Annotated in this window: 20 protein-coding genes; 11 read left to right on the top strand and 9 right to left on the bottom strand. The window is 58.3% G+C overall.

What is annotated here, in order from left to right; genetic code table 11:
- Complete coding sequence (locus ACP7AJ_RS05780) at nt 1-1,422, bottom strand: sugar transferase (protein ID WP_426059244.1); 1,422 nt, start codon at nt 1,420-1,422, stop codon at nt 1-3.
- 267 nt (nt 1,423-1,689) lie between these two features.
- On the opposite strand from ACP7AJ_RS05780, the gene ACP7AJ_RS05785 reads away from it, so the two are divergent.
- The 4 genes from ACP7AJ_RS05785 (at nt 1,690) to ACP7AJ_RS05800 (ending at nt 6,356) form a co-directional block, all read left to right on the top strand.
- The gene (locus ACP7AJ_RS05785; RefSeq protein ID WP_426059245.1) at nt 1,690-2,349 is read left to right on the top strand and encodes a protein-L-isoaspartate(D-aspartate) O-methyltransferase; all 660 of its coding nucleotides are present in this window, start codon (nt 1,690-1,692) and stop codon (nt 2,347-2,349) included.
- A gap of 279 nt (nt 2,350-2,628) precedes the next feature.
- Nucleotides 2,629-4,842: a M43 family zinc metalloprotease gene (locus tag ACP7AJ_RS05790; protein ID WP_426059246.1), complete on the top strand. Its 2,214-nt coding sequence runs from the start codon at nt 2,629-2,631 to the stop codon at nt 4,840-4,842.
- Between the two features lie 171 nt (nt 4,843-5,013).
- Nucleotides 5,014-5,529 carry an acyl-CoA thioesterase gene (locus ACP7AJ_RS05795; RefSeq protein ID WP_426059247.1) on the top strand — a complete coding sequence of 172 codons (516 nt, stop codon included), beginning with the start codon at nt 5,014-5,016 and terminating at the stop codon, nt 5,527-5,529.
- A 74-nt stretch (nt 5,530-5,603) separates the two neighbouring features.
- Complete coding sequence (locus ACP7AJ_RS05800; protein WP_426059248.1) at nt 5,604-6,356, top strand: hypothetical protein; 753 nt, start codon at nt 5,604-5,606, stop codon at nt 6,354-6,356.
- 173 nt (nt 6,357-6,529) lie between these two features.
- Here the strand turns inward: ACP7AJ_RS05800 and ACP7AJ_RS05805 are convergent, their stop codons facing one another.
- The 5 genes from ACP7AJ_RS05805 to alaS form a co-directional block, all read right to left on the bottom strand.
- Nucleotides 6,530-7,645 (bottom strand): redoxin domain-containing protein, encoded by a 1,116-nt coding sequence (locus ACP7AJ_RS05805; RefSeq protein WP_426059249.1) that lies wholly within the window; start codon nt 7,643-7,645, stop codon nt 6,530-6,532.
- A 169-nt stretch (nt 7,646-7,814) separates the two neighbouring features.
- Entirely contained in the window at nt 7,815-9,272 is a 1,458-nt protein-coding gene (gene gatB, locus ACP7AJ_RS05810) for an Asp-tRNA(Asn)/Glu-tRNA(Gln) amidotransferase subunit GatB (RefSeq protein WP_426059250.1), read from the bottom strand.
- 164 nt (nt 9,273-9,436) lie between these two features.
- Nucleotides 9,437-10,288, bottom strand: a complete 852-nt coding sequence (locus ACP7AJ_RS05815) for a TonB family protein (RefSeq protein WP_426059251.1) — start codon at nt 10,286-10,288, stop codon at nt 9,437-9,439.
- Nucleotides 10,289-10,560: 272 nt separating this feature from the next.
- Nucleotides 10,561-11,340: a TonB family protein gene (locus ACP7AJ_RS05820; RefSeq protein WP_426059252.1), complete on the bottom strand. Its 780-nt coding sequence runs from the start codon at nt 11,338-11,340 to the stop codon at nt 10,561-10,563.
- Nucleotides 11,341-11,470: 130 nt separating this feature from the next.
- Complete coding sequence (alaS, locus tag ACP7AJ_RS05825) at nt 11,471-14,152, bottom strand: alanine--tRNA ligase (RefSeq protein ID WP_426059253.1); 2,682 nt, start codon at nt 14,150-14,152, stop codon at nt 11,471-11,473.
- Nucleotides 14,153-14,234: 82 nt separating this feature from the next.
- On the opposite strand from alaS, the gene ACP7AJ_RS05830 reads away from it, so the two are divergent.
- The 3 genes from ACP7AJ_RS05830 (at nt 14,235) to ACP7AJ_RS05840 (ending at nt 16,733) form a co-directional block, all read left to right on the top strand.
- Nucleotides 14,235-14,600, top strand: coding sequence for a MerR family transcriptional regulator (locus tag ACP7AJ_RS05830; RefSeq protein ID WP_196283244.1), 366 nt, complete (start codon nt 14,235-14,237; stop codon nt 14,598-14,600).
- A gap of 134 nt (nt 14,601-14,734) precedes the next feature.
- The gene (gene dprA / locus ACP7AJ_RS05835; RefSeq protein ID WP_426059254.1) at nt 14,735-15,862 is read left to right on the top strand and encodes a DNA-processing protein DprA; all 1,128 of its coding nucleotides are present in this window, start codon (nt 14,735-14,737) and stop codon (nt 15,860-15,862) included.
- 52 nt (nt 15,863-15,914) lie between these two features.
- A complete protein-coding gene (locus ACP7AJ_RS05840) occupies nt 15,915-16,733 on the top strand; it encodes an aminotransferase class IV (RefSeq protein WP_426059255.1) in 819 nt (272 codons plus the stop codon).
- 291 nt (nt 16,734-17,024) lie between these two features.
- On the opposite strand, the gene ACP7AJ_RS05845 is transcribed toward ACP7AJ_RS05840, so the two are convergent.
- The gene (locus ACP7AJ_RS05845) at nt 17,025-18,530 is read right to left on the bottom strand and encodes a BNR repeat-containing protein (RefSeq protein WP_426059256.1); all 1,506 of its coding nucleotides are present in this window, start codon (nt 18,528-18,530) and stop codon (nt 17,025-17,027) included.
- Between the two features lie 182 nt (nt 18,531-18,712).
- Nucleotides 18,713-19,870, bottom strand: coding sequence for a glycoside hydrolase family 88 protein (locus ACP7AJ_RS05850; protein WP_426059257.1), 1,158 nt, complete (start codon nt 19,868-19,870; stop codon nt 18,713-18,715).
- A gap of 1,452 nt (nt 19,871-21,322) precedes the next feature.
- Here ACP7AJ_RS05850 and ACP7AJ_RS05855 point away from each other — a divergent pair.
- The 4 genes from ACP7AJ_RS05855 to ACP7AJ_RS05870 all read left to right on the top strand — a co-directional run bounded on the left by ACP7AJ_RS05855 (nt 21,323) and on the right by ACP7AJ_RS05870 (nt 23,374).
- Nucleotides 21,323-22,141, top strand: coding sequence for a DUF6597 domain-containing transcriptional factor (locus tag ACP7AJ_RS05855; protein ID WP_426059258.1), 819 nt, complete (start codon nt 21,323-21,325; stop codon nt 22,139-22,141).
- Nucleotides 22,142-22,206: 65 nt separating this feature from the next.
- Nucleotides 22,207-22,836 (top strand): NAD(P)-dependent oxidoreductase, encoded by a 630-nt coding sequence (locus ACP7AJ_RS05860; protein ID WP_426059259.1) that lies wholly within the window; start codon nt 22,207-22,209, stop codon nt 22,834-22,836.
- 46 nt (nt 22,837-22,882) lie between these two features.
- A complete protein-coding gene (locus ACP7AJ_RS05865) occupies nt 22,883-23,044 on the top strand; it encodes a hypothetical protein (RefSeq protein WP_426059260.1) in 162 nt (53 codons plus the stop codon).
- Nucleotides 23,045-23,059: 15 nt separating this feature from the next.
- Nucleotides 23,060-23,374, top strand: coding sequence for an anthrone oxygenase family protein (locus tag ACP7AJ_RS05870; RefSeq protein WP_426059457.1), 315 nt, complete (start codon nt 23,060-23,062; stop codon nt 23,372-23,374).
- Between the two features lie 486 nt (nt 23,375-23,860).
- Here the strand turns inward: ACP7AJ_RS05870 and ACP7AJ_RS05875 are convergent, their stop codons facing one another.
- Nucleotides 23,861-25,180 carry a serine hydrolase domain-containing protein gene (locus tag ACP7AJ_RS05875; RefSeq protein ID WP_426059261.1) on the bottom strand — a complete coding sequence of 440 codons (1,320 nt, stop codon included), beginning with the start codon at nt 25,178-25,180 and terminating at the stop codon, nt 23,861-23,863.
- Nucleotides 25,181-25,185 lie beyond the last annotated feature (5 nt).

Raw genomic sequence — 25,185 nt, forward strand, 5'->3', positions numbered from 1 at the left:
TTACTTGCCGCGGCCCTCCACAATAATCTTCAGGGTGTAGAGCAGCACTCGAAAATCCATCGCCAAGCTCATGTTCTCAATGTAGAGAATGTCAAACTTGAGGCGTTCGACCATCTGTTCCACGGTTTCGGCGTAGCCATATTTCACCTGGCCCAGGGAGGTAAGGCCCGGGCGCACGCGGTGCAAATGCCGGTAGTGAGGAGCAATTTTCACGATTTGGTCGATAAAAAACTGCCGCTCGGGCCGGGGCCCCACTATGCTCATGTCGCCCTTGAGCACATTCCAGAACTGGGGCAACTCATCGAGGCGCACTTTGCGCATGAAGCGGCCCCATTTGGTGATGCGCGGGTCGTGGTCGGAGCTCAGGGCCGGTCCGGTTTTTTCCGCATCGAGGTACATGGAGCGGAACTTGATGATGCGGAACGGCTGGCCGTTTTTGCCAATCCGCTCCTGCCGGTAGAACACCGGGCCAGGCGATGACAACTTCACCATCAGCGCCGTTAGCGCATACACCCAGCTGGCCAGCAGTATAAATAAGGCCGAGCCTACCACGTCGACCACCCGCTTGAGCACCGCTTGCCACACGGGCAGCAAGTCCTGCTTGATTTCGATGAGCGGCGTGCCAAACAAGTGGTGCACTTTCACCGAGCCCAGCAGCATCTGGTAGAGGTCGGGCAGGATGCTCACGCGGGCAGTCGTGCCCTCGAGCAATGTCAGTAGCTCCTGGATGAGCTGGTGCTCGCGGGGCTCGATGGCGATGACGATTTGCTCGATTTTTAGGGACCGTACCAAGGCCGGCAGCCGCTTAAACGACCCCCGGGCCGGCAGTTGGGCCGCTAAGTCGGGGTCGATGGTGTCGCCCACGCGCGTGAAGCCCACCAGATTCAGGCCCAAATGGCGGCTCGTTCGGGCCAGCTCGTGAAATGTATTAAGGGCCAAGGCATTCGACCCAACCAGGAGCGTCGGAAAAGAAATCCGCCCATTCCTTATCTGACGCTGCACACTGCTGACGGCCCAGGTACGGAGCACGGCCGTGATAAAGAAGTGCAACAGGAAGTAAGCCGTAATCGTCTTGTAGTAAAGCCGATAATTATCAACCCCTTCGTCGTCGAGGAGCAAGGCAAAGAAAATTACCACGGCCCCCAGCGCCGATACGCGGGCCAGCCGAATGATTTCGGCCAAGCGGGACTTGCGGTAGATGTCGCGGTACTCGCCAATGAGAATGTACAGGACCGTCCAGAAAATGGCAATTACCAAGGCCGATGAAATTAAGTCGAACAGGGCGGCCTCGTTGAAGCGGTAGCCGGTCATTTCGTTGAGCAAGTACTTGCGCAACAGGAAGAAACACATCCAGGCCAACAAGGCCGCCCCAAAATCGGCAGCTACAAGCTTGGCATATTGAAAGCGGCGAATCAGCAGCAAAGCGACGGGTTGGGTAGTATTTTAGCGGCCGGTAGAAAAACCGCGCCGGGCAAAGGTAGGAACGAAGGGCAGTGTGCTGTTATTGACATATAGCTACTCGCTGCCGGAGAGCAGTTACTGGTTAGTAATGAACTGGTTTAGTCCTTGCATTTCTCGTGTTGTTCGCCTTGCGGCTTACCGCAGGGCCTGTGCGCCCCGCACTAAGAGGGCAGCCACACACCCCCTAGCTGCTTGTTGCTCATCGATACATGGTAATTATTAGCTGAATTGACTTACACCGACACATATCGCCACCAAGGGCAGCGCAGGGCGCTGGTGCGCGAGCTGCGCCAGCGCGGCATTCACGACGAGCGGGTGCTGGCAGCCCTGGCGGCTGTGCCGCGGCATCTATTTTTTGAGCCGGCCTTTGAGGCCCATGCCTACCAGGACAAGGCCTTCCCCATTGGCGAAGGTCAAACAATATCGCAGCCCTACACAGTAGCCTACCAAACCCAGCTGCTGAACGTCCAGCCCACCGACCACGTGCTGGAAGTGGGCACTGGCTCGGGCTACCAGTGCGCGGTGCTGCTGCAGCTCACGCCACACGTCGACAGCATAGAATTTAACGAGATTCTATTTGCCCGCACCCGGCAGTTTTTGGCCGCGCTGGGTGCCCATGGGGCGGCGCTGCATTGCGGCGATGGCTCGCTGGGCTTGCCCGAACATGCCCCCTTCGATGGCATTCTGGTTACGGCCGGCGCACCGGGCCTGCCACCCGCTTTGCTGCGCCAGCTGCGGGTGGGCGGGCGCCTGGTGATTCCGGTGGGCGACAACCAGACCCAGCGCATGGTGCGGGTGACGCGCGAAGGCCCCGAGTCCTTTGTGCGGGAAGAGTTCGAGGTGTTTCGTTTTGTGCCCCTTCTTGGGGCCAGCGGCTGGCGGCAGTAGCCCCCGCTACTGTAAGCCAGGAAATGGTGGCGGTAACTACCCGGCCGTAGCTTGGCGCACGGTGTCAGTCGGCGCGGCTGAATGCTGGTTGAACTGCGGGCCCGCACGGTGCGTTGCGACACCAACATGGTGATAGCCTGAGCAGAAGCCATGTCATTGGGTTAAATTGCTTATTGCAACTTTTCGGTAAATTTGGAAACGTGCGCTCAAACGGCTGCCCGTAGGGGCCATAGTGCCCCCTTCGCCCTCTCCCACCACATTACATCACTTTTTCGGCTCATGCTTAAAAGACTTTTACCCTCGGTGCTGACTGCTGTCCTCGTCCTGTCCGGCCTTGGGGCCAGTGCCCAAAGCATCCCCGGCGGACGCAGCCGAAACTGGTGCGGTGCCGATGCCGAGCAGGAGCGCTACTACGCCGAACATCCGGGCGCCCGCGAAGCCGATAGGGCCTTTTATCAGCAGTTGGAAGCCCAGATGCGCATGCAGCAGCGGGGCACGGCGGCGGCACCCGACGTAACCATCCCGGTGGTGGTGCACGTGATTCATGCCGGCGGGGCCGACAACATCACCGACCGGCAGATTAACAGCGCCATTGAGGCCCTCAACGTCGATTTTCAGAAGCGCAACGCCGACACCATTACTACCATCGCCGCCTTCCGCCCGATTGCCGCCTCGGTGGGCTTTCAGTTTCGGCTGGCTAAAAAAGACCCCTCGGGCAACTGCACCACCGGCATCACCCGCCATTATGCGCCCGAGCTCATCAACGACAACCAGAGCGGGGCGGTGCAGTCGGTGGTCATCTGGGACCGGACCCGTTATCTCAACATTTGGGTGGTGGGCAGCATTGGCACCTCCACAGCGGGGGGTGGCATTGTGCTGGGCTACTCGAACCTCCCGCAAAACTCCTCCGCCACGCGCGACGGCTTTGTGGTGCGCAACGACTACTTCGGTGACCAAGGCACCAGCAACCCTGCGCGCGCCCTGAGCCGCGTTGGCACCCACGAGATTGGTCATTATTTTGGCCTGCGCCACCCCTGGGGCAATGGCAACAACCCCGAGATTCCAGGCAACTGCACCGACACTGACTTTGTAGCCGATACGCCGCCCACCAACGGCACCTACAGCTGCAATCTGAACTACATGCCCTGCACGGACCCCACTACCAACCAGCCCATTCTGGCCAATGTGCAGAATTTCATGGACTATGCGTCTTGCCCCACTATGTTCACCCAAGGTCAGAAGGACTTGATGCGCGGCGTGCTCAACACCGTACGAACCGGCCTTGCGACCCCCGCCAACCTTGTGGCCACGGGCACAAATGATGGTTACTTGGCCCCCGACTGTGCCCCCATTGCGGCGTTTGCGGTAGCTCCGGGCTCGAGTGCCAGCATATGCGTGAATACTCCGGTGACCCTGCGCGACTATTCTTCAAACTTCACGGTGAGTGGCGGCAACCTGACCTATAATTGGTCTTTTCCAGGCGGCAACCCCTCCACCGCTGTGGGCCAGACGGTGAGCGTGAGCTACCCCACGGCCGGCTTCTATACCGTGACCGAAACCGTGACCAACAACGTGGGCAGCAGCACGCGCACTATCACCAACCTGATTCGGGTGGAGGGCCCCACGGGCGGCGAAACAGCGCCATTTGCTGAGTCGTTTGAGAACCCCAATTTCCCCAACCTCTACCAAGCCCCCACACTGCGCAACTACGACCTGAGCGGTTCGAACAGCGCTGGGGCCCCTTTCAACTACCGCTGGATACGGCAAACCAACGTGCCAGCCGCCGATGGCACGGCCTACTTGGTGGTAAACAACCGCCTCAACGCGGCCGGGGCCATCACCACGCTCGTGACGCCCAATATTAATCTTAGGGGCGTGCCGGGCACGGCGGTGCTGAGCTTTGCGCGGGCCTTTGCGTTGCGCTCGGCCAGCAGCAACGACCAGCTCCGGGTGTCGTTCAGCAGCAACTGCGGCGTAAACTGGTCGATGCCCGAAGTGTTCGAAGTAGCCGAGCTCACAACCCAGGGCCTCAACCCGGTTGACGGGTACGTGCCGGCTGCCCGCACCGACTGGCAGACCCTCACCGTGCCTATTCCGGCCCAGTTCCAAGGCAGCGAGTTATTTAAGGTACGCTTGCAGATGGTGAACGGCAGCACCGCGGGCAACAATTTCTTTCTTGACAATCTGCGCATCTTCAGCCAGGTAGCCACTAGCAACACCCACGCCCTAGCCAACCACGGCATCAGCATTTACCCTAACCCCCACACCCAGGAAACGGCGGTGCACCTCCTCCTGACCGCTGCCACGCAAGTACAGGTGCGCCTGACCGATGTGCTGGGGCGCGATGTGCTGACCCTGCCGGCTAAAGCCTACGGTGCCGGCCAGCAAACCCTGCCCCTGCAAACGGCCGGCAAGACCATACGGGCCGGTATCTACGTGGTGCGCATCACGCTCAACGGTAAAGTATTCACCAGCAAGCTCACGGTTGAGTAAGTCTTGGCCAGTGGCGGCGTGAATACGCTACTAAAAAAAGCCCTGCCTCCCGTTCAGGGCTTTTTTAAGGCCTCAGAAATTTCCCGAAGGGCCGGTCCGTACCTTTGCACGGGCACTGCACGCACTTTTCTGCAAGCAAATTTTCTTTACTGCTCACCCCCTTCTTCGCTGATGCGCAAGCAAAAACCCGTCGCCAATTCGTTCGTCATCATGACCGAGCTGGTGCTCCCCAACGATACTAATACCCTGAACAACCTCATGGGCGGCCGCATGATGCACCTCATGGACATCGCTGCGGCCATCTCGGCCCAAAAGCACTCCAACCGCATCGTGGTCACGGCTTCGGTCGACAACGTTTCCTTTCGCGACAGCATTCGTCTGGGCAACGTGGTCACGCTGCAGGCGCAGGTTACCCGGGCTTTCAGCTCGAGCATGGAGGTGCACATCGACGTGTGGGCCGAAGACATACCCAGCGGCACCAAAATGAAAACCAACGAGGCGTTCTTCACCTTTGTGGCCGTCGACCAGGCCGGCCGGCCCATCGACGTGCCCGAGGCAATTCCGGAGACGGACGAGGAAGTCCGGCTCTACGACGGTGCCCTGCGCCGCCGTCAGCTGCGCCTCGTGCTGGCCGGCCGCATGAAGCCGGCCGAAGCCGAGGAGCTAAAAGCCTTGTTTGCATTGTAATAGCAGGCAGTTGGAGCTACTTTTAGCTACTTGCAATTGCGTAACTCCCTGCTCTTCATCAATTCCTTCCAGCCATGTCTGCCGAAAAGCTTGCTTTCCTGCAAAACTTCTACACCGACGTCACGCTCTACGTCCCGGCAGAGCCTGTGCCCGCCGCAGATGCAGTAGCTGAAGCACCTACTTCCACCAAAGCTCCTGCCCCAGCGCCCCCGGCAGCGCCCTTGCCCAAGCCCGCCCCTGTCGCCATTCCGCAGCCTTCAAAAGGCTACAGCCATCCTTCCGCGGGCCTGGAACGGCTTGCGGCTGGCTTCAACCAACCAGCGGCCGCCTCCGAGCTGCCCACGGCACCAGTAGCCCGCACGGTGCCTCCCACCAAACCGGCGGTAGAAGCGGCCCCTGCGACTGCTCCGGCCGTGCCCCCCGTCATGCTCACCCAGTTTACCACGCTGGGCGATAATGCTCAAGGAATCATCTTGTTATTCAGGCTGCCCAAAGAGCAATTCCTAAAGCTGCACCGCAACGTGTTCCTGAACAAGATGCTGCAAGCCTTGGGTATGGTGATGGCCGACGTGGTGCTTGTGAACGTGGAATCGGAGTTGCCGGTAGCGCTGGTCAACCTGCGCCGGGAACTGGCGGCCACGCACATCGTGGCCTTCGGCAAAAACCTGCTCGACGCCACCATTCGCAATACCCAGATTTACGAGCCCGTTCAATTCCCTACGCTCGGCCTTTCCTATCTCTCATCGGCCACCGTCGACTTGGTGGAGTACGACGTGAGCCTTAAGAAACGGCTATGGCCAGGTCTAAAGGCCATGTTCTTGAACTAAGAACCGGCTACCTGACGAAGGTGACGGCGTGGAGAATGCCGTCGTGCCCCGGTACCCCGATGGAAGCTTTCAGCAGTTCATTCGTAGGTTCAAATCCTACCCTCAGTCCTGACCAAAAAGCAAAGGGCCAGTCTTCGTGAAGACTGGCCCTTTGCTTTGACAACGTTAAACAATTATTTGAGCACTTCGGCCAGCTTGGCGGCCAAGGCCTCGCCGCGCAGATTTTTAGCTATAATCTTGCCCGCGGGGTCAATCAAGTAAGAGGCCGGAATGGACTTCACGCCGTAGGCAGCCCCGCCCACGCTGTTCCAGCCCGCCAGGTCCGAAACGTGGTGCCAAGTCAGGCCGTCGGCGGCAATGGCTTTCTCCCACTTGCCTTTGTCCTGGTCCAGCGACACGGAGTAGATGGTGAAGCCTTTGTTTTTAAATTGGTTATAAGCCTTCACCACGTTCGGGTTTTCCTGGCGGCAGGGGCCGCACCAGCTGGCCCAGAAGTCGAGCAGCACGTACTTGCCGCGCAGGCTGCTTAGGGCCAGCGTGCCGCCCTCGGGCTTGGGAAGGTTGATTTCGGGGGCCAGGGCCCCGGCAGCCGTAGCGCGCATGGGCTCCAGGCGAGCCGTCAGCTCCTTGGTGAAGGGCGAGTTGGGGTTGGCTTTGCGCTGTACGGTAGCCACGGAGTCAACAAACTGAAACTCTTCTTCGGGGTTGAGGAAGGCCCCGACCGCGAAACCTCCCACCACCGTGGTGGCGTTGCGCCGAATCAGAGACTTAATCTTGTTGTTGTTGCGGCCCTGTATCACGTAAAACTGCTTTTCAATGTCCTTCATCTCTTCGGTTTTTCCGGCCTGGCCGGCGGCATTATAGCGCTGGCCTAAGCCTTCAATCTCGCTCTTGGTGCTCTGCAACACCTGCGTGAGCTGGCGAAGCACTTCGGCATCCTTGCTGCCTTTTACGGTATACGTCACGGGTAGGCTTTTGGCGTCGCCACTGACCTGCACCTTGGTTTTATTGTCGAGCAGCAGCAGCACCTGGTTGGCGTCGTCAACTTTCAGCTGAAAAATGCCCGGGGTGGCGCTGCTGCCCTTGAGGGTGAAGCTACCCGAAGCATCGGTCTGGGCCTGGCCTTTCTCTACAAACTGATTTGACACCAGCTCCGACAGGCGCACCACGGTGCCAGCAGGAGCATTCTTGAGTTGACCCGAAACCTCGTACCCATCGGCCGCGTCGGCATTTTGGCAGGAGTTAGCCATGGTCAGCACGGTGGCAGCCAGGAAAACAGATTTAATCATAGTCGAAGGATGAAGCATACGCTAAAAGCTTGTGCGTAAAAATAGCCAACGCGGGCCGGAAAGAATATTGTTCCATGGCACAAAACCCGCAGCCTTGTGAAAGCAGAACCGTGTAGCAATGCACCCGAAGGGCGGCATTGCTACACAGTTCTAAAAGCCCTTCACAGGCTTATCCGTCCAACGCTGTACGCAGCAACTGGTTCGCCAGTTTGGGGTCGGCCTTGCCGCCGGTCAGTTTCATGAGTTCGCCCATGAACATGCCCGTGAGCGACTTTTTGCCGGCGCGGTATTCCGCTACTTTAGCCGGATTGCCAGCCAACACCTGCTGCACCAAGCCGGCCAGCTCCCCGGTGTCGGCCTGAGTGAGCAAGCCCAGGCTCTCGGCGGCGCCAGTGGCATTGGCCTGCGGGTGCTCGAGCAGGTGCGGAAACAGCTGCTTGGAAGCCACCGAGTAGTTCAGCTTGCCCGCATCAATGAGGTCAATGATGCCGGCAAGCTGGGCGGGGTCGAGGGGGAAGTCAGCCATGGTGAGGGCCCGCTCGTTGAGGTAGGACTTCACGGGGCCCATCACCCAGTTAGCCGCAGCCTTGGCGTTGGAGGTCAGGCGCGAAAGCTCGTCAAAGAACAAGGCCACCTCCTTCTGGTCGACCAGCACCGAGGCGTCGTAGTCGTTCAGGCCCAGCTCGCCGGTGAAGCGCGCGTAGAGCTGCTGTGGCAGGGCCGGCAGTTCGGCAGCCACGCGGTGCAGCCACTCGTCGGAGATAACCAGCGGGGGCAAATCCGGCTCGGGGAAGTAGCGGTAGTCGTTGAGGGTTTCCTTGCTACGCTGGCCGTTGGTGGTGCCGCTGGTCGCGTCGAAGCCGCGGGTTTCGCTGTCCACTTCCCCGCCGGCTTCAATGATGGCAATCTGCCGCTCAATTTCGTAGGCAATGGCCCGCTGCACATTGCGGAAGGAATTCATGTTTTTCACTTCCACCTTCATGCCGAATTTATCGGCCCCTTTCAGCATCACCGAGATGTTGGCGTCGCAGCGCAGCGAGCCTTCTTCCATGTTGCCGTCGCAGATGCCGAGGTACTCCACCAGCTTCTTAATTTCGATGAGGTAGGCGTAGGCTTCCTCGCCAGTGCGGATGTCGGGCTCGCTCACAATTTCGATGAGGGGCACGCCGGCGCGGTTCAGGTCGACGAGGGTTTCGGTTTCGCCAGCTAGGTGCATGCTCTTGCCCGCGTCCTCCTCCATGTGAATGCGGGTAACGCCGATTTTCTTGACCGTGCCGTCGCCGAGACGCACGTCGACGTGGCCATCGTGGCAAATCGGAGTTTTGTCCTGAGTAATCTGGTAGCCCTTGGGCAAGTCGGGATAAAAGTAGTTTTTGCGGGCAAACAGGTTGTCGCGCCGAATCTGGCATTTGGTGGCCAGGCCCATTTTCATGGCAAACTCTACGGCCGTGCGGTTCACCTTGGGCAGCGTGCCGGGGTGGCCAAGGGTAATCACCGACAGGTTGGTGTTAGGTGCTACGCCGTACTCGTTTTCGTCCGACGAATACATTTTGCTGTGAGTCAGCAGCTGAGCGTGTACTTCGAGGCCAATTACGGGCTGGTATTTGGCTAGAGTGGCTTCGTCCATATCAAAAAAGCGGGGTACTAAGGGCTATTTGTCCCTAAAGATAACGCCTGCGGGGAAGGTGGGCACGAACGTAGGCCGCCAGCAACCACCGTAGGGTAGCCCCAAGGCTAGTGCGCGTCACCTTCACCTACGGCCTTGTTGCTCCTTTTTTCAGGTTTCCGGCTCTAGCGGTTCAGGAACGGTATTGGGCGCATCATCATTGACCGGTCAGCAGAACGGCCGGCGGGCAGGTGCAAGGTGTAGAAAATGGGCACCACTAAGTTGCTTTTTACCACTTGGCCATCAAGCCGGGCCGGCACAAACTGCCGCTTGAGCTTTGCCGCAGCGCGCAAAGCGGCATTGTTCAAAAAATGGGAGCTGGACTTTACAACCTCCGCACCAGTTACCCGGCCGTCCTCGCCCACCTGCAGCTCTACCAGCACTTCGAGCTTCCAGCTTCGGGTTGCCATCTGCATTGCCTTGGCACTCTCCCGCCGCATGGCAAGGGTCTCGTTGGCATTGAGAAGAATGCCCGTCGAAAGCTCATGAATTAACCTTTCCTGGCCACCCGGATATAATGGGAGCTGCTCGTACACAAAATAAGGCACCAGCGAGCCATTAGGAGCATAGCAAACTCCCACGCCGCCGCGGCCGCTCTCGTACTGCTCGCGGCGCTTGAGGGAGCCGTCGGGGTAATAGGTAAGCAGGTCGCCGTGGCGTTGGCCGCCTACATAGTCTTCCTTGGAGCGCATGGTGCCGTCTTCGTACCAAGTGGTGAGCGTGCCGAACACCGTGCCCCGAGCCACGTTGCTGTAGGGCACATACTGCTTCAGCTGGCCCGAGGGATAATAAACCCGGCTTACTCCGGCCACACTGTCGCGAAAAGTGGTTTCGACACAGTAGGCTGTGGAATCTTCAGCTGTAGTCAGCTTGTAGTTCTTGGTAAAAAAGGTGGAAACCGGGGCAGGCACCTGCGGGGCCTGTGCCTGGCTGGCCAGCGGCCAAGCCAGGCACAGGGAACAGAATAGCTTTCTCATTCGGAGACGGGCAGTTGCCGTTAGTTATGGGGTAGCATAAACATGGCCAGGACTTCAGGCATTCATAACTGGCGAGCAGGGAATAGAATACGGAAGTCGTTCGAATATACACGTTGCTACCTATACAACTCCGAATCTGTATTAGCGGATGCGCGAATCAATTGTTTGAGCCTTCATTTTGATGAAGGCGACTTTTGAATTACGAGCTCGGCAATCCGTACCACCGCTTCAGCTCGTTTGGCAACGAGCTTTAAAACTTGCCCTGGCTTCTGCTATTGAATGGCGAACGTGATGGGCACCGTGTAAAAAACATCCACCGTTTCACCATCCAGTTCTCCCGGAGTGAGCCGTCCCAACGAGGCCACGGCCGCTAGCACGGTTTGATTGAATACTGGTGAAGGTGTCGAGTCAACGTGCACATTGCGCACAAATCCTGCGTCGTCGACCATAAAGCTCACCAAAACCTTCCCTTGTATTTGGGCGCGCAAGGCTTCTACTGGGTAACGAACGGCGCGTTGCACCGTGGCCACAATCGCCCTATTACCCGCGCCGGCCAGCGTAGGCATCTTTTCCAGGGCCACGCCCTGAGCTCTTGGCTGACCATCAGGCCCAAACATTTCGCCTTTCGCATTTAAAGGCAAGTCCAGGCCCAGGGGATACCGCGCACTCACCTTTCCATTTCGGTAAAACTGCTCGTGATACCCCAAAGGGCCTTTCGTGTTATACACGCACCGACTTTTTATTTCGCCGCTTTCGTAAAAGCTCATTTCGGCCCCGTACTTAATGCCGTACTGAAAATGCAGATAAGGCACCACCCGACGCAGCTTGCCCGAAGGATAGTAAATACGAACAGTGCCCCCGATGCTGTCTCGATAAATCTTTTCCTCGCGGTGGTCGGCTCCCTCTGCTGATTTCAGCTCTTTTCCCATTGCATCAAAATAGAGCGTTTGGGTGGCCGGGGTTGCAACGGCAGCGGCTGGGTTATTCTGGGCAGCTACTGGTTCTGCGTAAAGCACCAGTGAGGCTGCTCCGACAAATAAAAGTGTGCGCATTAAGAAAGTGATAGAAATAACGATAGCGAATGCCGGCTCCGTTTACAAAAGCAAGCGCCCGGTTTGGCGAAGCTAATATTGGAATATTAACCTGCACCAATCCGGCCGCAAAATCGAGCTTTAAGTCGAATTAGAGCGTTCTGGCAACGACTTCTTCTGCCTTGGCAATGGCTGCACCCAGCCCGGCTACATTCTTGCCTCCTGCCGTGGCAAAAAACGGCTGCCCGCCGCCGCCGCCCTGGATTTCTTTGGCCAGCTCGCGCACCATGGTGGTGGCGTTCAGCTTGCCGGCTTTGGCAATCTCATCGTCTAGCATCACGGCTAGCTGCGGCTTGCCGTCGATTTCGGCACCGAGCACGGCCACCAGGTTCGGCACCACCTGGCGTAGGTCGTAGGCCAGTTTCTTTAAGCCTTCGGCGCTGCTGGCCTGCACCTGAGCCGCCAGGAAGTTGACGCCGCCTACTTCTCTCACCTGGGCAGCCAACTGGTCTTTCTGTTGGTTCAGGCTTTGCTGCTCAAACTGCTCGAGCTGCTTGCGCAGGGCCGCAATTTCCTCGCTCTGCTTTTCGATGCTGGTGATGAGGTGCTGGGGATTGCCCAGGGTTTCGCGTACTTGGGCCAGCAAGTCGAGCTGCTGGTCGATGTAGGCTTCGGCCCCGACACCTGTGGTGGCTTCGATGCGACGCACGCCGGCACCCACGGCACTTTCCGCCGTGATTTTGAGGTAGCCAATGCGGCCCGTGTTGGGCACGTGCAGGCCACCGCACAGCTCCACTGAGAAGTCTTTATCGAAGGTGATGACGCGCACAAACTCGCCGTATTTCTCGCCGAACAGCGCCATGGCGCCCAGCTCTTTGGCCTCGGCAATGGGCACGTTGCGACGCTCGTCGAGCGCAATTTGCTGGCGAATCCGCTCGTTCACGATGCGCTCAATCTGGCGCAGCTGGTCGTCGGTCACCTTGGTAAAGTGCGAGAAGTCGAAGCGCAGCAGCTTCTCGTTCACGAGCGAGCCTTTCTGCTGCACGTGGCTGCCCAGCACTTCGCGCAGGGCCGCCTGCACCAGGTGGGTGGCCGAGTGGTTCTGCCGAATCTGGGTGCGGCGCGCTACGTCGGGCTGAGCCAGAAATTCGGCCTCCAGGTCCTGGGGCAACTCAAGCACGGTGTGCACGATGAGGTCGTTTTCCCGCTTGGTGTCAATGACGCGCACTTTGGAAAGTGGCGACTCCAAGTAACCGGTGTCGCCTACCTGCCCGCCGCTTTCGGCGTAGAACGCAGTTTGGTCGAGCACCACCTGGTATTCGGTTTTGCCCTTGGCGGTTGTTTTGCGGTAGCGCAGAATGCGCGCCGGAGCCATGTCGAGGTCGTAGCCCACAAAGGCGGGCTGCTCCTCGGAATCTGCCACAATGGTCCAGTCCGACTGCTCGGTTTCCTGGGCGTTGCGGCTGCGGTTTTTCTGTTGCGCCAACTCTTTCTGGAAGCCTTCCTCGTCTACGGTCAGGCCTTTTTCGCGGGCGATGAGGGCAGTGAGGTCTAGCGGAAAGCCGAAGGTATCAGACAGCTCAAAGGCGGTTTTTCCGTCGATGCGGTTGCCATTGGCGCGGGCGGTTTCTTCGAGGGCATCGAGGCGGCGCAGGCCGGTTTCAAGGGTTTTGAGGAAGGCAATTTCCTCTTCCTCAATCACGCGCTGCACAAAAGCCGTCTGGGCTTTCAGCTCCGGGAAAATGTTGCGCATCTGGTCGGCCAGCACCGGCACCAGCTTGAAGAGGAAGGGCTGCTTCTGGTTCAGCGACGAGAAGGCATAGCGCACCGCCCGCCGCAAAATGCGGCGGATAACGTAGCCGGCCTTCACGTTGCTGGGCAGTTGCCCGTCGGCAATGGTGAAGGCAATGGTGCGAATGTGGTCGGCAATGACCCGAATGGCGATGTCGGTTTTCTCGTTTTCGGTGGTCGGCTGGTCGGTCACGGTGGCCGGGGCTGTGCCGTGGTACTCCACTCCTACTTCTTTGGCGATAAACTGAATGAGAGGCTGGAAGACGTCGGTGTCGTAGTTCGACTTCACGCCCGATACGGCCATCATCAGGCGCTCGAAGCCCATGCCGGTGTCAACGTGTTGGGCGGGCAGCTTCACGAGACTTTTGTCGGCCAGGCGCTGAAACTCCATGAATACATTGTTCCAAACCTCCACCACCTGCGGATGGTCGGCGTTCACCAGCTCGCGGCCGGACTTGGCGGCGCGCTCTTCATCGGAGCGCAGGTCGATGTGGATTTCGGTGCATGGTCCGCAGGGGCCCGTGTCGCCCATTTCCCAGAAGTTGTCCTTCTTGTTGCCGGGCAGAATCCGGTCGTCGGTGGTGTACTGACGCCACAGGTTCTGCGTTTCGGAGTCGGCATCCAGCTTATCGCCCTTGTCGCCTTCGAAATAGGTAACGTAGAGGCGGTCCTTGTCGAGCTTATACACCTCGGTGAGCAACTCCCAGGCCCAGGCAATGGCGTCTTTTTTGAAATAATCACCAAACGACCAGTTGCCGAGCATCTCGAACATGGTGTGGTGGTAGGTGTCGTAGCCTACTTCCTCGAGGTCGTTGTGCTTGCCACTCACGCGCAGGCACTTTTGGGTGTCGGCAATACGCTTATAAGGCGCCGGCTTGTTGCCCAGAAAATAGTCCTTAAACGGGGCCATGCCGCTGTTGATGAACAGCAGCGTGGGGTCATCTTTTACCACAATGGGAGCCGAGGGCACAATGTGGTGGCCCTTAGAGGCGAAGAAATCAAGGAATTGCTGACGGACAGCGGAAGCAGTAGGAAGCGACATAAACAAGAGGGGCTACGCAGCCAAAATAGCGGCGAATGCAGTTTTTTTAGGTACTTTTCGGCTGAAAAGCAAAGGTAGCCATATGCCCTATAAAGAGCGCAGCATTGAGAAACAGTACTTCACCATAGGCGAAGTGGCCGCCCAGTTCAAGGTGGCCGAGTCGCTGGTGCGCTTCTGGGAGACTGAATTCGACGAATTGCGCCCCCGCCGCAGCAAAAAAGGCAACCGCCTCTACACCCCGCAGGACATTGAGGTGTTCCGCACCATCTACCATTTGGTGAAGGAGCGCGGCTACACCATCCCCGGCGCCCGCGACATGCTCAAGCAAAAAGGCCCGCAGCTGAAGGAGAAGATTGACGTGGTGCAGAGCCTGGAGAAGGTCAGGTCGTTTTTGCTGATGCTCCGCAAGGAAGTGGAAGCAGCCGGCAAGGCCGAGCCAGAGGCGTAACCTTTGGATTGCGCAGGACGCCCCATTTGACAGGGAGGGCATTTACCTGTAGCTTACCGCAAATCTACAGCTCAATCAAGATTTTCTACCAAGCAGATTTCGCTGCGCTCGGCGCAAGCTGAAGCTTACGCCACATGGCCGACGAAGCCCTCTTTCACGAACTCGCGCTTACCCTCCTGCCCGGGATTGGCCCGCAGCTCACACGGCAGCTCATGAGCTACGGCGGCGCCGCCAAAACGGTGCTCACCATGCCGCCTGGCAAACTCCGCCGCATTCCCGGTGTGGGCGATGCCACCGTTAAAATTCTCACCGGTCCGGAACGTGAAAGCGCGCTACGCAAAGCCGAATCCGGCATCAAAAAAGCCGAGAAAGACGGCGTAGAAATTCTCTTCTATACCAGCAAGCGCTTTCCCAGCCGCCTTAAGCTCATTCCCGATGCGCCGGCCATTCTCTACTATCAGGGCACGGCTGACCTGAACGCTCCCAAAACCATCGCGCTGGTTGGCACGCGCAAAGCCACCGAATACGGCCGCGAGCAAACCGAGCGCATCATTACGGGACTGTTGCCGCACCGGCCCTTGGTTGTCAGTGGCCTAGCCTATGGCATCGACATCATGGCCCATCGCGCTGCCTTGCAGGAAGGCCTGGAAACGGTAGGCGTCATGGCTACCGGGCTGGACATCATCTACCCGCCCACGCACCGCAAAACCGCCGAGAAGATGCGCGAGCAAGGCGGCTTGCTCACCGAATTCGCCTTTGGCACCCAGCCCGACCGCTACAACTTCCCAGCCCGCAACCGCATTATCGCAGGCCTGTGCGATGGCACGGTGGTGGTGGAGGCAGCTATAAAAGGCGGCGCCCTCATCACCGCCGAGCTGGCCCTGAGCTACGACCGCGACGTGTTGGCCGTGCCCGGCAACCTGGGCTCGGCGGCATCCGAGGGCTGCAACGCGCTTATCAAAAGCAACAAGGCTGCCCTTTATGCTGAACCCAAAGACCTGGAGCAGCTGCTAAACTGGGACGAAGCACTGCATCAGTCGGGCAAGTTTAAGCCTGCGCCCTCTTACTCGGCCGATGATTTTACGGCGGATGAGTATGCAATCATTACGGTGCTGGCAGTTGCTCCGGGCCGTGAAGCACAAATGGATGACCTGGCCTGGAAAGCGCAGCTGCCCATTCACGCAGTGGCTTCCCTCCTGCTGGCGCTAGAGTTCCGGGGGGTGGTGCGGGCGCTGCCGGGTAAGAAGTTTCTCCTGGTCTGAACCACAGATTCAAGCGGCTTCTTCGGATTTCACGGATTTTGTAGGCAGCACCATGAAACGATTACTTTATAATGGCAAGCTGTTGTCGGCAGACACCTTCCAATTAGGCTTGCCCAACCGGGGGCTCGCTTTTGGCGATGGCTTTTTCGAAACGCTGATTTTCATTGAAAACCACCTGCGTCTCGCTGCCGACCACCACCAACGGATGCAGCAGGCGGCAACGGCCCTTTATCTCGCGCTGCCCGAAGCCCTGGCAACGCCCCAAGCGCTGGAAACCACCTTGGCTGCACTGGCAAGGGCGAATGAATTACCCGCTGCTCGCCTGCGCCTGCAGTTCTGGCGCGCTGGTGGCGGCCGCTACACGCCCCCCACAAATACCGCCGAATGGCTGGCCACCGCCGAGCCTTTTGCCGCCGATGACACAGCGGTAGCCACGGCTGACTTCGCACGGGAAACTCACTCCATTTATTCGCCGCTGAGCTTTTGCAAGGGGCCGCAGGCGTGGCTCTACGTACGCGCTGCCCACGAGCGGCAACAACGCGGGTTAGATGAAATCATCCTGTGCGACGCGGCCGGACATGTGGCGGAAGCAGGTGCGGCTGCCATATTTTGGACGAAGGACGGAGTACTGTTTACTCCTTCGCTGGCTAGTGGCTGCGTTGCCGGGGTGCGTCGGGCTCAGGTGCTCCGTGCTGCGCGGCAGGCCGACATAGCATGTCAAGAAGGGCTTTTCACTACTTCAGCGTTGATAGAGGCTGATACAGCATTTACCGCAAATGTGGCAGCAATTCGCCCCATTCTCCAGATGAGGCTTACTTGTTTTCAACAAGCCAAACTTCCATCTTTTTTAGAACAACCTCTGGCTGACTAAGAGCTTATTAAAATAGGCCGCCATGCAGAGCGTAGCATCTCGTCTGTTTGGATAATCTGCTCAGTACGACAAAAGATTAATTCACTACTCCACGCAAGATGCCGGGCTCCGCTTTCCTCCGGTTCACTACGCTCTGCGTGACAGTTCTTTTTCAGAAGCCTTAAGCAGCTGCTTAAGTTAGCTAGGCCAGTCGTCGGATATTAGTCAAGTAGAGCCCCGCGTTGGCATGGGTTGTTTTGCGCTCGTTGACTTGGGCCAGGCGGCGATTGCCCCCGGCCTAACCTGCTGCGTTCAAAGACCCAGCGCTTGGCGTAGATTACAAAGCGGCCCTGGTCGGTTACCACGTCGGTGTGCACCTAGGCCTGCATGCCCCGGCGGGTCAGGTGCACCTGGAAGCGGCGGCCGCAGCTGCCGTCCACGAAGGCGACCTGGAACGCCAGCAGCGCCAATGACGACGGGGCGAACCGGCTGGCCAGGCTTCCATTCCAAGATGTACACAGGTTGGGCGCGCAGGTCTTCCAAGGTTTCACCGTCGCCCTGACCGGTGCGCTGCACAAATAGATTCAACACGCCCGCGTTTTTCCAGCGCTCGGTGTCGTAGCTGGGCTCCCAATTGCCTACCGAGTTAGTGGTGAGGTCGGCGGCGGCCCAATGGTTTTTGCGTAGGTCGGCGCACTGCAGCACGGAGGCACGGTCTTGCCGCTCGGCGTCACGAAAGAGCAGGTAAGCCGCCGTCTTTCCCTGCTGGGTGGCAACCAGCAATTGGGGGCGCGAAATCGGGATTTTCTTGGTGCCCACCCCGCTCAGGCTGAAAGGCGTGGTGCGCTGGCCCACCTGAGCGGTTTTCCACTGCTTGCCAGCCAAGTATATCAGCTGGTAATGAGGAACCTGCGTACCGGCGGGCCGCCAGTAGGTGGCAATGTAAGGGGCTCCGGCTGCATCAGTTGTGATGGCCGTTTGATTTATCAACTCGCTGTTTTGGGGAATGCGAGCGGCATATTCGGCCGTGGCTTCGGTGATGGGAAGGCGGTAAGCGGCGCCGGTGCTTTTTTGCCAGGTTTGGCCGCCATCCGTTGAGCGGGCGTAGGCCATATCGTGGTTGGAAGCCACGTTGGGGGACTCGCGCCACACCCACGACAGGTGAATATTACCCTTGAGGTCGATGCAGGCCTGCCAGTAAGCGTTGTGCTGGCCTTCCCCATCGATGAGCACATCGTGCAGGCGCGTCCACTGCTGGGTTTGGGAACGGTAGCGGTTCAGTACTAGGTTGCCGTTGCCCGAGCCGCCGTCGCGGTACATAAACAGCAAGTCGCCGTTGGGAAAGCGGTGAAACTCCGGGTAGCTTACTTTCTGCTCTTGGTTGCCGGTCATGGGCAGCAGTTCGGTCAGCTCCAGCGAGCGGGGGGCTTTGCTGCGGCAGTAACGTAGCGGGTTGTTGTGATGGTCGAACGAGAGGTGAACGAAGCCCGCACCATCCACCATCAAGCTGATGACGTTATGCGCATCTTTTACGTTGCCTTGGTAGGGCGTGCGCTGCACCTGCCACGGTCCGGCGGGCAGGCGGCGCTTGGCCAGCGTGACATGTCCCGTGGAATCGTAGTAGGCAGTGTACTGGTCTTGGCCATGACTCACTACCGAGTTTTTGCGAAACACCGCGCCATTCACGTTGTTTTTGGCCCATCCCCACCCAATGGGCGTTTGCGCAGCCCCGAAATACGCCTGCAAAAACAGACTGCAGAAAAGCAGCAGCCCGGGCAAGAGGCGGTGTCGCGAGGAAAAATTCGGCTGCGTAGCCATATGAGTGGGCTGAATAGTCATTATAGAGTTTGCCTTACGGCTGGGACGCGCTTGCATCTACCAGCTGAGGAGTGTAGCTGTGGGTATATTGCCTGGCAAGCACGTGGTGCTGGGCGTGCGGTAAGGCCTTAGCTGTTGTCGCCACCCACGCCGCGCAACTGTAGGGCCTCGCACGCAGAAGACTAATGGTCGGCTAAGTAGCGATACATCTCACTAGCAGCCAACAGGAAAGCCCCAACCCCAAAATTGGCCGTCGAATTTTTGCCGACTACCTGGCCGGGAATGGCCTTTTCGCCGATGGGCTGCACGTAGCCGACGGTGCCATCCGGCTGCAAAGCAGTTGTAGTGAGATACTGCCAGGACTTTTGGACCGTTGGCCAGTATTCTTTTTTATCAAGTACACCGTGGTTGATGCCCCAAAGCAGGCCGAAGGTATAAAACGCGGTGCCGCTGGTTTCTGGTCCGGGGGCGTGTTGCGGGTCGAGGAGGCTGCGTGTCCAGTAGCCCTCGGGCTGCTGTGCTTTTTTGATGGCGGCGGCCAGACGCTGGTACTTGCTTAGGTATTCGCCCCGGTGCGGCGCGTCAGCCGGAAGGTCGTGGAGCACTTTGGCCAAGCCCGCCAGCACCCAGCCGTCGCCGCGGGCCCAGAAGTCCTTTTGTCCGTTCACCGATTTATGCTGGGGGTATACGTACTTGGAATCGCGGTAATAGAGGCCCGTTTCGGGGTCGTGCATAATGCTATTGGCGTAGGCGAAGTAGTCGTGCAGCTTGGTCAGGTACTGCGGGTTTTTAGTCACGCCGTAGAGTTTGGTCATCACCGGCATTACCATGTAGAGGCCGTCGGCCCACCACCAGTAGTCGTTTCTATCGGTGCTCATCTCATACTCCATCACCTCGCGGGCGCGGGCAATGCGCTGGGGCTCCGGCTTGAGCTTATAGAGGTCGATGTAGGTTTGAAAGCATATTTGCCAGTCGCCAAACAGCACGTAGTCAGGTGTTTCACCGTACTTGTATTTCCATGCGGCTTTGTCGTCTGAGGTGGCCCCCTTCCACTGGTTATGCACGGCCCAGTCCTCCGCATACTGGCGGTACTTCTCGTTTTTGGTTACTTCATAAGCCGCCATGTTGCCGGTCTGGTAGGCGGCCTCGTCCCAAAACGAGCGCACCTGGGCCGGGTGGCTTGCCTGCCAGTGGTCATTTACTTGGGTGATGAGGGCCAGCACGTCCTGTTGCTTCGGCAGTGAAACCTGCGTCGCGACCACTGTTTTCGAGGAGGTGCAAGCCGTAGGCAGTTCCAAGAGCAGGGCCACACCAAGCAGATACATGGACAGTCGAATCATGAGAGATGGAATTAGGTACGGGTCAGCAAGTAGTCGAGAAAGCAGTACATTGTAACGGTCTGTTCCGCATGGTCAGGGCAGGATTGAGGGGGTCAGATACTTCAAACCTACTGCTTCTCTGCCGGGCAGACTTTTTTATTTCCCAACTACTCCCCTCCCGCAAGCCAGCCAAAAAGGTGGCGGTGGCCTCAGGCGCCGCTTCCACTGCACCTACCCCGGCTAAATCAACCTCGACAGGCCGTAGTAAGCCCGCCACCCGCCGGACCGCACCAGTTGCTGTTCCGGCAGCGGGGTAGGTCGCCCCATATATCTTGGCGTCACCCCGGTGCCCGGTGACACTCGCTCCAAACGTTTCGTTTTATACGGGCGCCGCGGGCGCGCCTTGCTTTAAGCTAAGGCGCGCCCGCGGCGCCGCTGAGCATGCAAATGCGGGTACCGCCCGCAGGAAGCGGCTGAATTGGTTAAGGGGGCTGTAGCGCCCCGCCCCAGCCTCAAGCCATAGCATGTGCCGCGGGTTATGTCATCGTTTGCTTCCTTCAGACACCTGCCAAACCGGAATCCATAACGTCGGAGCTGTGCCCCATGTGCTCGCCATCTGCCTTGGATTGAATGGCCAACCTTTTTTGTTGGGACGACGTTTCCGGCGCAAAAAACGGTCGCGCTTCGCTGGCACGTCATCGCCGAGAAACCACCACGGGCGGTGCTAAAACGAAAACAGCCTCAACTTGCAGTTCGAGGCTGTTTCATAATTATAGCAATACTTCACCTAAGCATACTGCACGAGCATTCCAATAATTGAAGGAGTAGTGCCCGCCTGGTTTATGCATTCACCAAGCGGGACTTAGCTGCTTCCTCGGCTCAAAATTATGGCCTCCACCCGCTGCCGGAAAGGAATTTGGGCAACAGTAACCCAATGATAACCGGCTCGTCACACGTGAGCAGGCGCTAGAAAGCACGGCCGCTGATAAGTAGATTGTTGAGGCTGGGGCGGGTTAACTCCACAGAATATAACCATAATTTAACTCATTGGAAACAAGGCGATTGTATCTTTGACTGAACACCACTTGGCTTCGTTCATGTCTAAACCCAAGCTTACAATCAGCACTCGTCCGTCCATGTATACCCGGTGCGGCTCTGGGGCAGCATGGCTGGCCCCTCCCAGGGGTGCTCACGGGGAACGCCGATGCGGAGCCCCTGCGCTCCAACATCGGCGCCGGGCCCGCCTGACTTGTTCGGTCCCCGCCGTTAGGACTTGCACCCTACGCTCCCCAAACTAAACCGGAGGCACCTGCGCCGACGGGAATTGGAAAGCAGTGCCCTCCCCCACTGGCTGCGCGCTGGCGGCCAACCGCCCTAGCCGAAGCCCTTGCTTTACGCGCACGTTTAGAAGCTTGGCGTGTACGCAAAAGTGTTGACCACTCATTGGGTAGCGCAACCTCATATCTTTCGCTCATGTATTTTCGCAAACTAGCTCCTCCCAACGACCTGAGTGGCTACGTGCGCTACTTCTGGACGCTGGAAAACGCCGGCCCTACCCTAGCCGCCAACACCTTTACCACGATAGCCGATGGCTGCCCAGGCCTCATTGTGCAGCGAGCCACCGATGCGCCTTTCCGAGACTGTGCCAACAAGCCGTGGCCGCGAAGCTTCCTTTACGGTCAAACCACCCGCGCCAGTGTAATCGCTACGGAGGGCCCTTTTCAAACCCTAGGCATCTGCTTCGAGCCCAGTGCGCTAACGGCGGTGTTCGGGCTCGATGCCGCGGACCTAACCAATACCTGCCTCGACCTGACCTTATTGGGTGGCTCCCAGGCGAAGAGCTTGGCCGAGCAGTTAACCACCATCTCTTCTGTGCGTGACCGGGTTGACCAGTTAGCGGCCTTTCTGCGAAGCAACGCCGTGCAGCACCACGCGCGGGTAGATGACCGTATCCGACAGTCGCTCGCGCAATTAACGGGCTCGGGTGGGCGCATTCCCCTGCTGGCCTTGCAGCGCGAGCTGGGGCTGTCCGAGCGCAGCATGCAGCGCAAGTTCAAGCACTGCGTCGGCATTTCGCCGCAGCTGTTTGCACGCATTTGCCGGTTTCAGGCGTCGCTGGCTCAACTGCACGCCCGACAGTACGAGAAACTCTCCGACCTGGCCTTCGAACAAGAGTACGCCGACCAGTCGCACCACATTCGCGCCTTCCGCGAATTTGCCGGCGCTTCCCCGCAGCAGGTGCAGCACCAAGCCCAACCACTAGCAGATGATTTCCCAGAGCTGCTGCGCTAGCATTGGCGGATTTATTCTATTCCCTCGGGTAGCGGGCTGGTGTCCTTTGTAAAAAAACAAAGACCATGAACCTACTCATTTTCAGAGCCACGGGCGGCACGGGCCGCCAACTCGTCGAACAAGCCCTCGACCAAGGCCATACCGTAACCGCATTCGCCCGCTCCCCCAGGAAGCTGGACCTGCAACATGCCAGGTTGCGCGTTTTTCCGGGCGACGTACTAAACGCAGCCTCGGTTCAGGCAGCCATGGCCGGACAGGAGGCGGTGTTGTCGGCCCTTGGGGCCCCGGCCGGGCACAAAGTGCCCGTGCGTTCGGAAGGCACCCGCCACATCCTGGCCGGCATGCAGCACGCCGGCGTGCGCCGCCTGGTGTGCCTGACTACTCTGGGCATGGGTGATAGCCAAGCGGCGCTGCCCTTCTCCTACAAGTACTTGATTGTGCCACTGTTTCTACGCAGCGCCTTCGCCGACTCGGAGCTGCAGGAAGCCCTCATCCGGCAGAGCCCGGTCGAGTGGACCATTGCCCGCCCCGGCACTCTCACCAACGGCCCGCGCACCGGCACTTACCGGCACGGCTTTCCTGCCACCGAGAAAAACCTTAAAATTAAGATTTCGCGGGCAGACGTAGCAGACTTTATGCTTCAACAGCTTCACGATGCTACCTACTTGCGGCGGGCGGCCAGCCTCTCCTATTGATGCTGCTCTTTTTTATTGCATGCGAGGCAAACCCATTATTCTGACCATGGCTACCGTCTCAACGGGGCTGGTTGCGGGTGTTTACTATGGCTTCTCGGTCGCAGTCAACCCCGGGCTGGCCCGCTTGCCAGCGCCGGCATACATCGCGGCTATGCAGGCCATCAACGACGTCATTCAAAATCCTGTGTTTGCGGCCAGCTTTTTTTGAGGGCCGCTGCTGCAGCTGCTAGCCACCGCGCGGTGTGCCCGCCACCCGTATTCCTGGCGATTTCGCTTGTTGGTAGCAGCTACCGGCATCTTCTGGGCGGGAAGTCTCGGCGTAACAGTGGCGGTCAACATTCCACTGAACGAAACGTTGGCGTCTTTCCAACTGACCAGTGCTACTGCTGCCCAAACCGCCGCCGCCCGTACGCACTTCTCCACAACCTGGAACACCTGGCACGATGTACGGACGGTGGCCAGCATTGTGGCCTTGGCGCTGCTAGCAGGCGCCTGCTTGGCCAGAGATACAGACAGCGGGGTGATTGTACCTAAATAGATGACACTGGTTTTATTCTCCGATTACGGGGAACGCCACCGGCTGTGCTTCTATACCTGACCCCGTTTTTTCATGTAGAAAGTCTAGCTAAGCCGGACACAATTGGGAAGTGGTTGGAAGGCAGGTTTCGAAGTGATTGGACGAGGTAACCGCGGGCCGAGTGGTGCCTGATTGTGAGCTGGGCTTCTTTCAGTTCCGGAAAGCGGCCGCCGCTGAGCAAATCGGCGTTGACACGGCTCGACAATAATTTGGCGTGGGGATTGTCGTAACAATTGCCCAGCCGGCTCACGCGTTGTACGGTAGCACAACTTGAAACTGATGCTCAGTTGCTGCGCTGCGGCTCGGGTATTGCGGCTCTCGCTGACCAAGCGCTTGGCTGTCACAACAGAAGAAATATACGCCCTACTTCTGTCCGGCTCTCCTAGACTACCACACCGTATTCAGATTGAATGCCTATCCCAATGAATAGTAAGTGATAAAATAGGCTCATTTGAAAAGCTTGTAGGCTTTACTCAGGAATGTCGGATACAATGGCTCGCGCCGGGGCATATTCAGGTAGAACAAGGCTATCAGATTATTCTCCGGGTCAATGATGTACTCCGTTCCGTACAACCCGCCCCAGGCAAAAGCGGTGTTTGATACTTCCGGTGCCGGTTTCTTACTTGCGTTATACAGTTCGAAGCCCAGGCCGAACTGGAACCCTTTGCCACCGGCATTCACCTCCGGCAGACGATTTGTTTTCGTCATCAAAGCAATGGTCTCCGGTTTCAGGATGCGGTGCCCGTTGAACTCTCCTTTGTTGAGCAGCATCTGACAGAATTTCGCATAATCCTCAATTGGGCCGTTCAGCCCAATAGCGCCTTCGGCATAGGTTTGCTCGGCACTAACGGTTGCTTCGCTGTACATATTTGAGGCGGGCTCCAGCTTTCCGTCCGCGTAATTATAAGCTTTCACGAAGCGGCTCAGCCTGGTAGGCTCGTAATACCAGGCGGTTTCCTGCATGCCAAGCGGTTCCAGTATGGTCTCTTTGACGTATTGCTGCAATGGCTTGCCTGATATGCGTTCAATCAGATACGCCAGCATGTTCGTGCTGATGTGGTAGTTCCACTGCGTGCCGGGGTCAAAGCCGAGCGGGTAACTGGCCAAAGCCAGCATCTCTTCTTCCAGGTATTTGGCAGTGCCTCGGCCGCCTGTGCGCTGGCCTTTGAGCGCGGTGGGGGCGGCAGCTTCGGCGCTGCTGCCCTTTTTCTTGATTTCAGCCCGGCGAATATCTCCGACCAGTCCGGCATTAAGTCCTGACGAATGAGACAGCAGGTGGGCAAACGTCATGGGGGAAGCCACCGGGCGGGTTTCGTAGGTTCCATCGTCGTGGACGGCCGTCACTACTTTATCCGGAATGCCGGAAAAATACTTGGCAACCGGGTCGTTGACCCCTACCAACCCCTTCTCAACCAGCGTCATAAAAGCAACCGTCGTCACGGCTTTTGTTTGGGAGAACAGGATGTAATAATCCTCAGCAGTGGCCGGGGTTTTGTTCTCGATGTCCTTCCAGCCAAATGCTTTCTTGTAGACGATGGTCCCCCCTTTGGCCACGAAACCGACGACGCTGCTCGCTTTCTTCTGGTCAATAAATGACTGCAGCAGCGAATCCATGCTGGCTACTTTCTTCACCCGGGCAGCATCCGCTCCTCCCCTTGCTTCCTGCTTGAATCGTTGCGGGACGGCAGTTGTACTTCGTTGCGCAGTGCAGCCGACGAGTGATACGACGACGGCAATCGAAACCGTAGGTAAGCAAGTTTTCTTCATAACCG

It is taken from the genome of Hymenobacter sp. B1770 (assembly GCF_049896385.1).
Taxonomy (GTDB): domain Bacteria; phylum Bacteroidota; class Bacteroidia; order Cytophagales; family Hymenobacteraceae; genus Hymenobacter.

Coding starts and splice junctions, on each gene's coding strand:
- ACP7AJ_RS05790 (WP_426059246.1), top strand. CDS start 2,629: ATGCTTAAAAGACTTTTACCCTCGGTGCTGACTGCTGTCCTCGTCCTG.
- ACP7AJ_RS05795 (WP_426059247.1), top strand. CDS start 5,014: ATGCGCAAGCAAAAACCCGTCGCCAATTCGTTCGTCATCATGACCGAG.
- ACP7AJ_RS05800 (WP_426059248.1), top strand. CDS start 5,604: ATGTCTGCCGAAAAGCTTGCTTTCCTGCAAAACTTCTACACCGACGTC.
- ACP7AJ_RS05805 (WP_426059249.1), bottom strand. CDS start 7,645: ATGATTAAATCTGTTTTCCTGGCTGCCACCGTGCTGACCATGGCTAAC.
- gatB (WP_426059250.1), bottom strand. CDS start 9,272: ATGGACGAAGCCACTCTAGCCAAATACCAGCCCGTAATTGGCCTCGAA.
- ACP7AJ_RS05815 (WP_426059251.1), bottom strand. CDS start 10,288: ATGAGAAAGCTATTCTGTTCCCTGTGCCTGGCTTGGCCGCTGGCCAGC.
- ACP7AJ_RS05820 (WP_426059252.1), bottom strand. CDS start 11,340: ATGCGCACACTTTTATTTGTCGGAGCAGCCTCACTGGTGCTTTACGCA.
- alaS (WP_426059253.1), bottom strand. CDS start 14,152: ATGTCGCTTCCTACTGCTTCCGCTGTCCGTCAGCAATTCCTTGATTTC.
- ACP7AJ_RS05830 (WP_196283244.1), top strand. CDS start 14,235: ATGCCCTATAAAGAGCGCAGCATTGAGAAACAGTACTTCACCATAGGC.
- dprA (WP_426059254.1), top strand. CDS start 14,735: ATGGCCGACGAAGCCCTCTTTCACGAACTCGCGCTTACCCTCCTGCCC.
- ACP7AJ_RS05840 (WP_426059255.1), top strand. CDS start 15,915: ATGAAACGATTACTTTATAATGGCAAGCTGTTGTCGGCAGACACCTTC.
- ACP7AJ_RS05845 (WP_426059256.1), bottom strand. CDS start 18,530: ATGGCTACGCAGCCGAATTTTTCCTCGCGACACCGCCTCTTGCCCGGG.
- ACP7AJ_RS05850 (WP_426059257.1), bottom strand. CDS start 19,870: ATGATTCGACTGTCCATGTATCTGCTTGGTGTGGCCCTGCTCTTGGAA.
- ACP7AJ_RS05855 (WP_426059258.1), top strand. CDS start 21,323: ATGTATTTTCGCAAACTAGCTCCTCCCAACGACCTGAGTGGCTACGTG.
- ACP7AJ_RS05860 (WP_426059259.1), top strand. CDS start 22,207: ATGAACCTACTCATTTTCAGAGCCACGGGCGGCACGGGCCGCCAACTC.
- ACP7AJ_RS05865 (WP_426059260.1), top strand. CDS start 22,883: ATGGCTACCGTCTCAACGGGGCTGGTTGCGGGTGTTTACTATGGCTTC.
- ACP7AJ_RS05875 (WP_426059261.1), bottom strand. CDS start 25,180: ATGAAGAAAACTTGCTTACCTACGGTTTCGATTGCCGTCGTCGTATCA.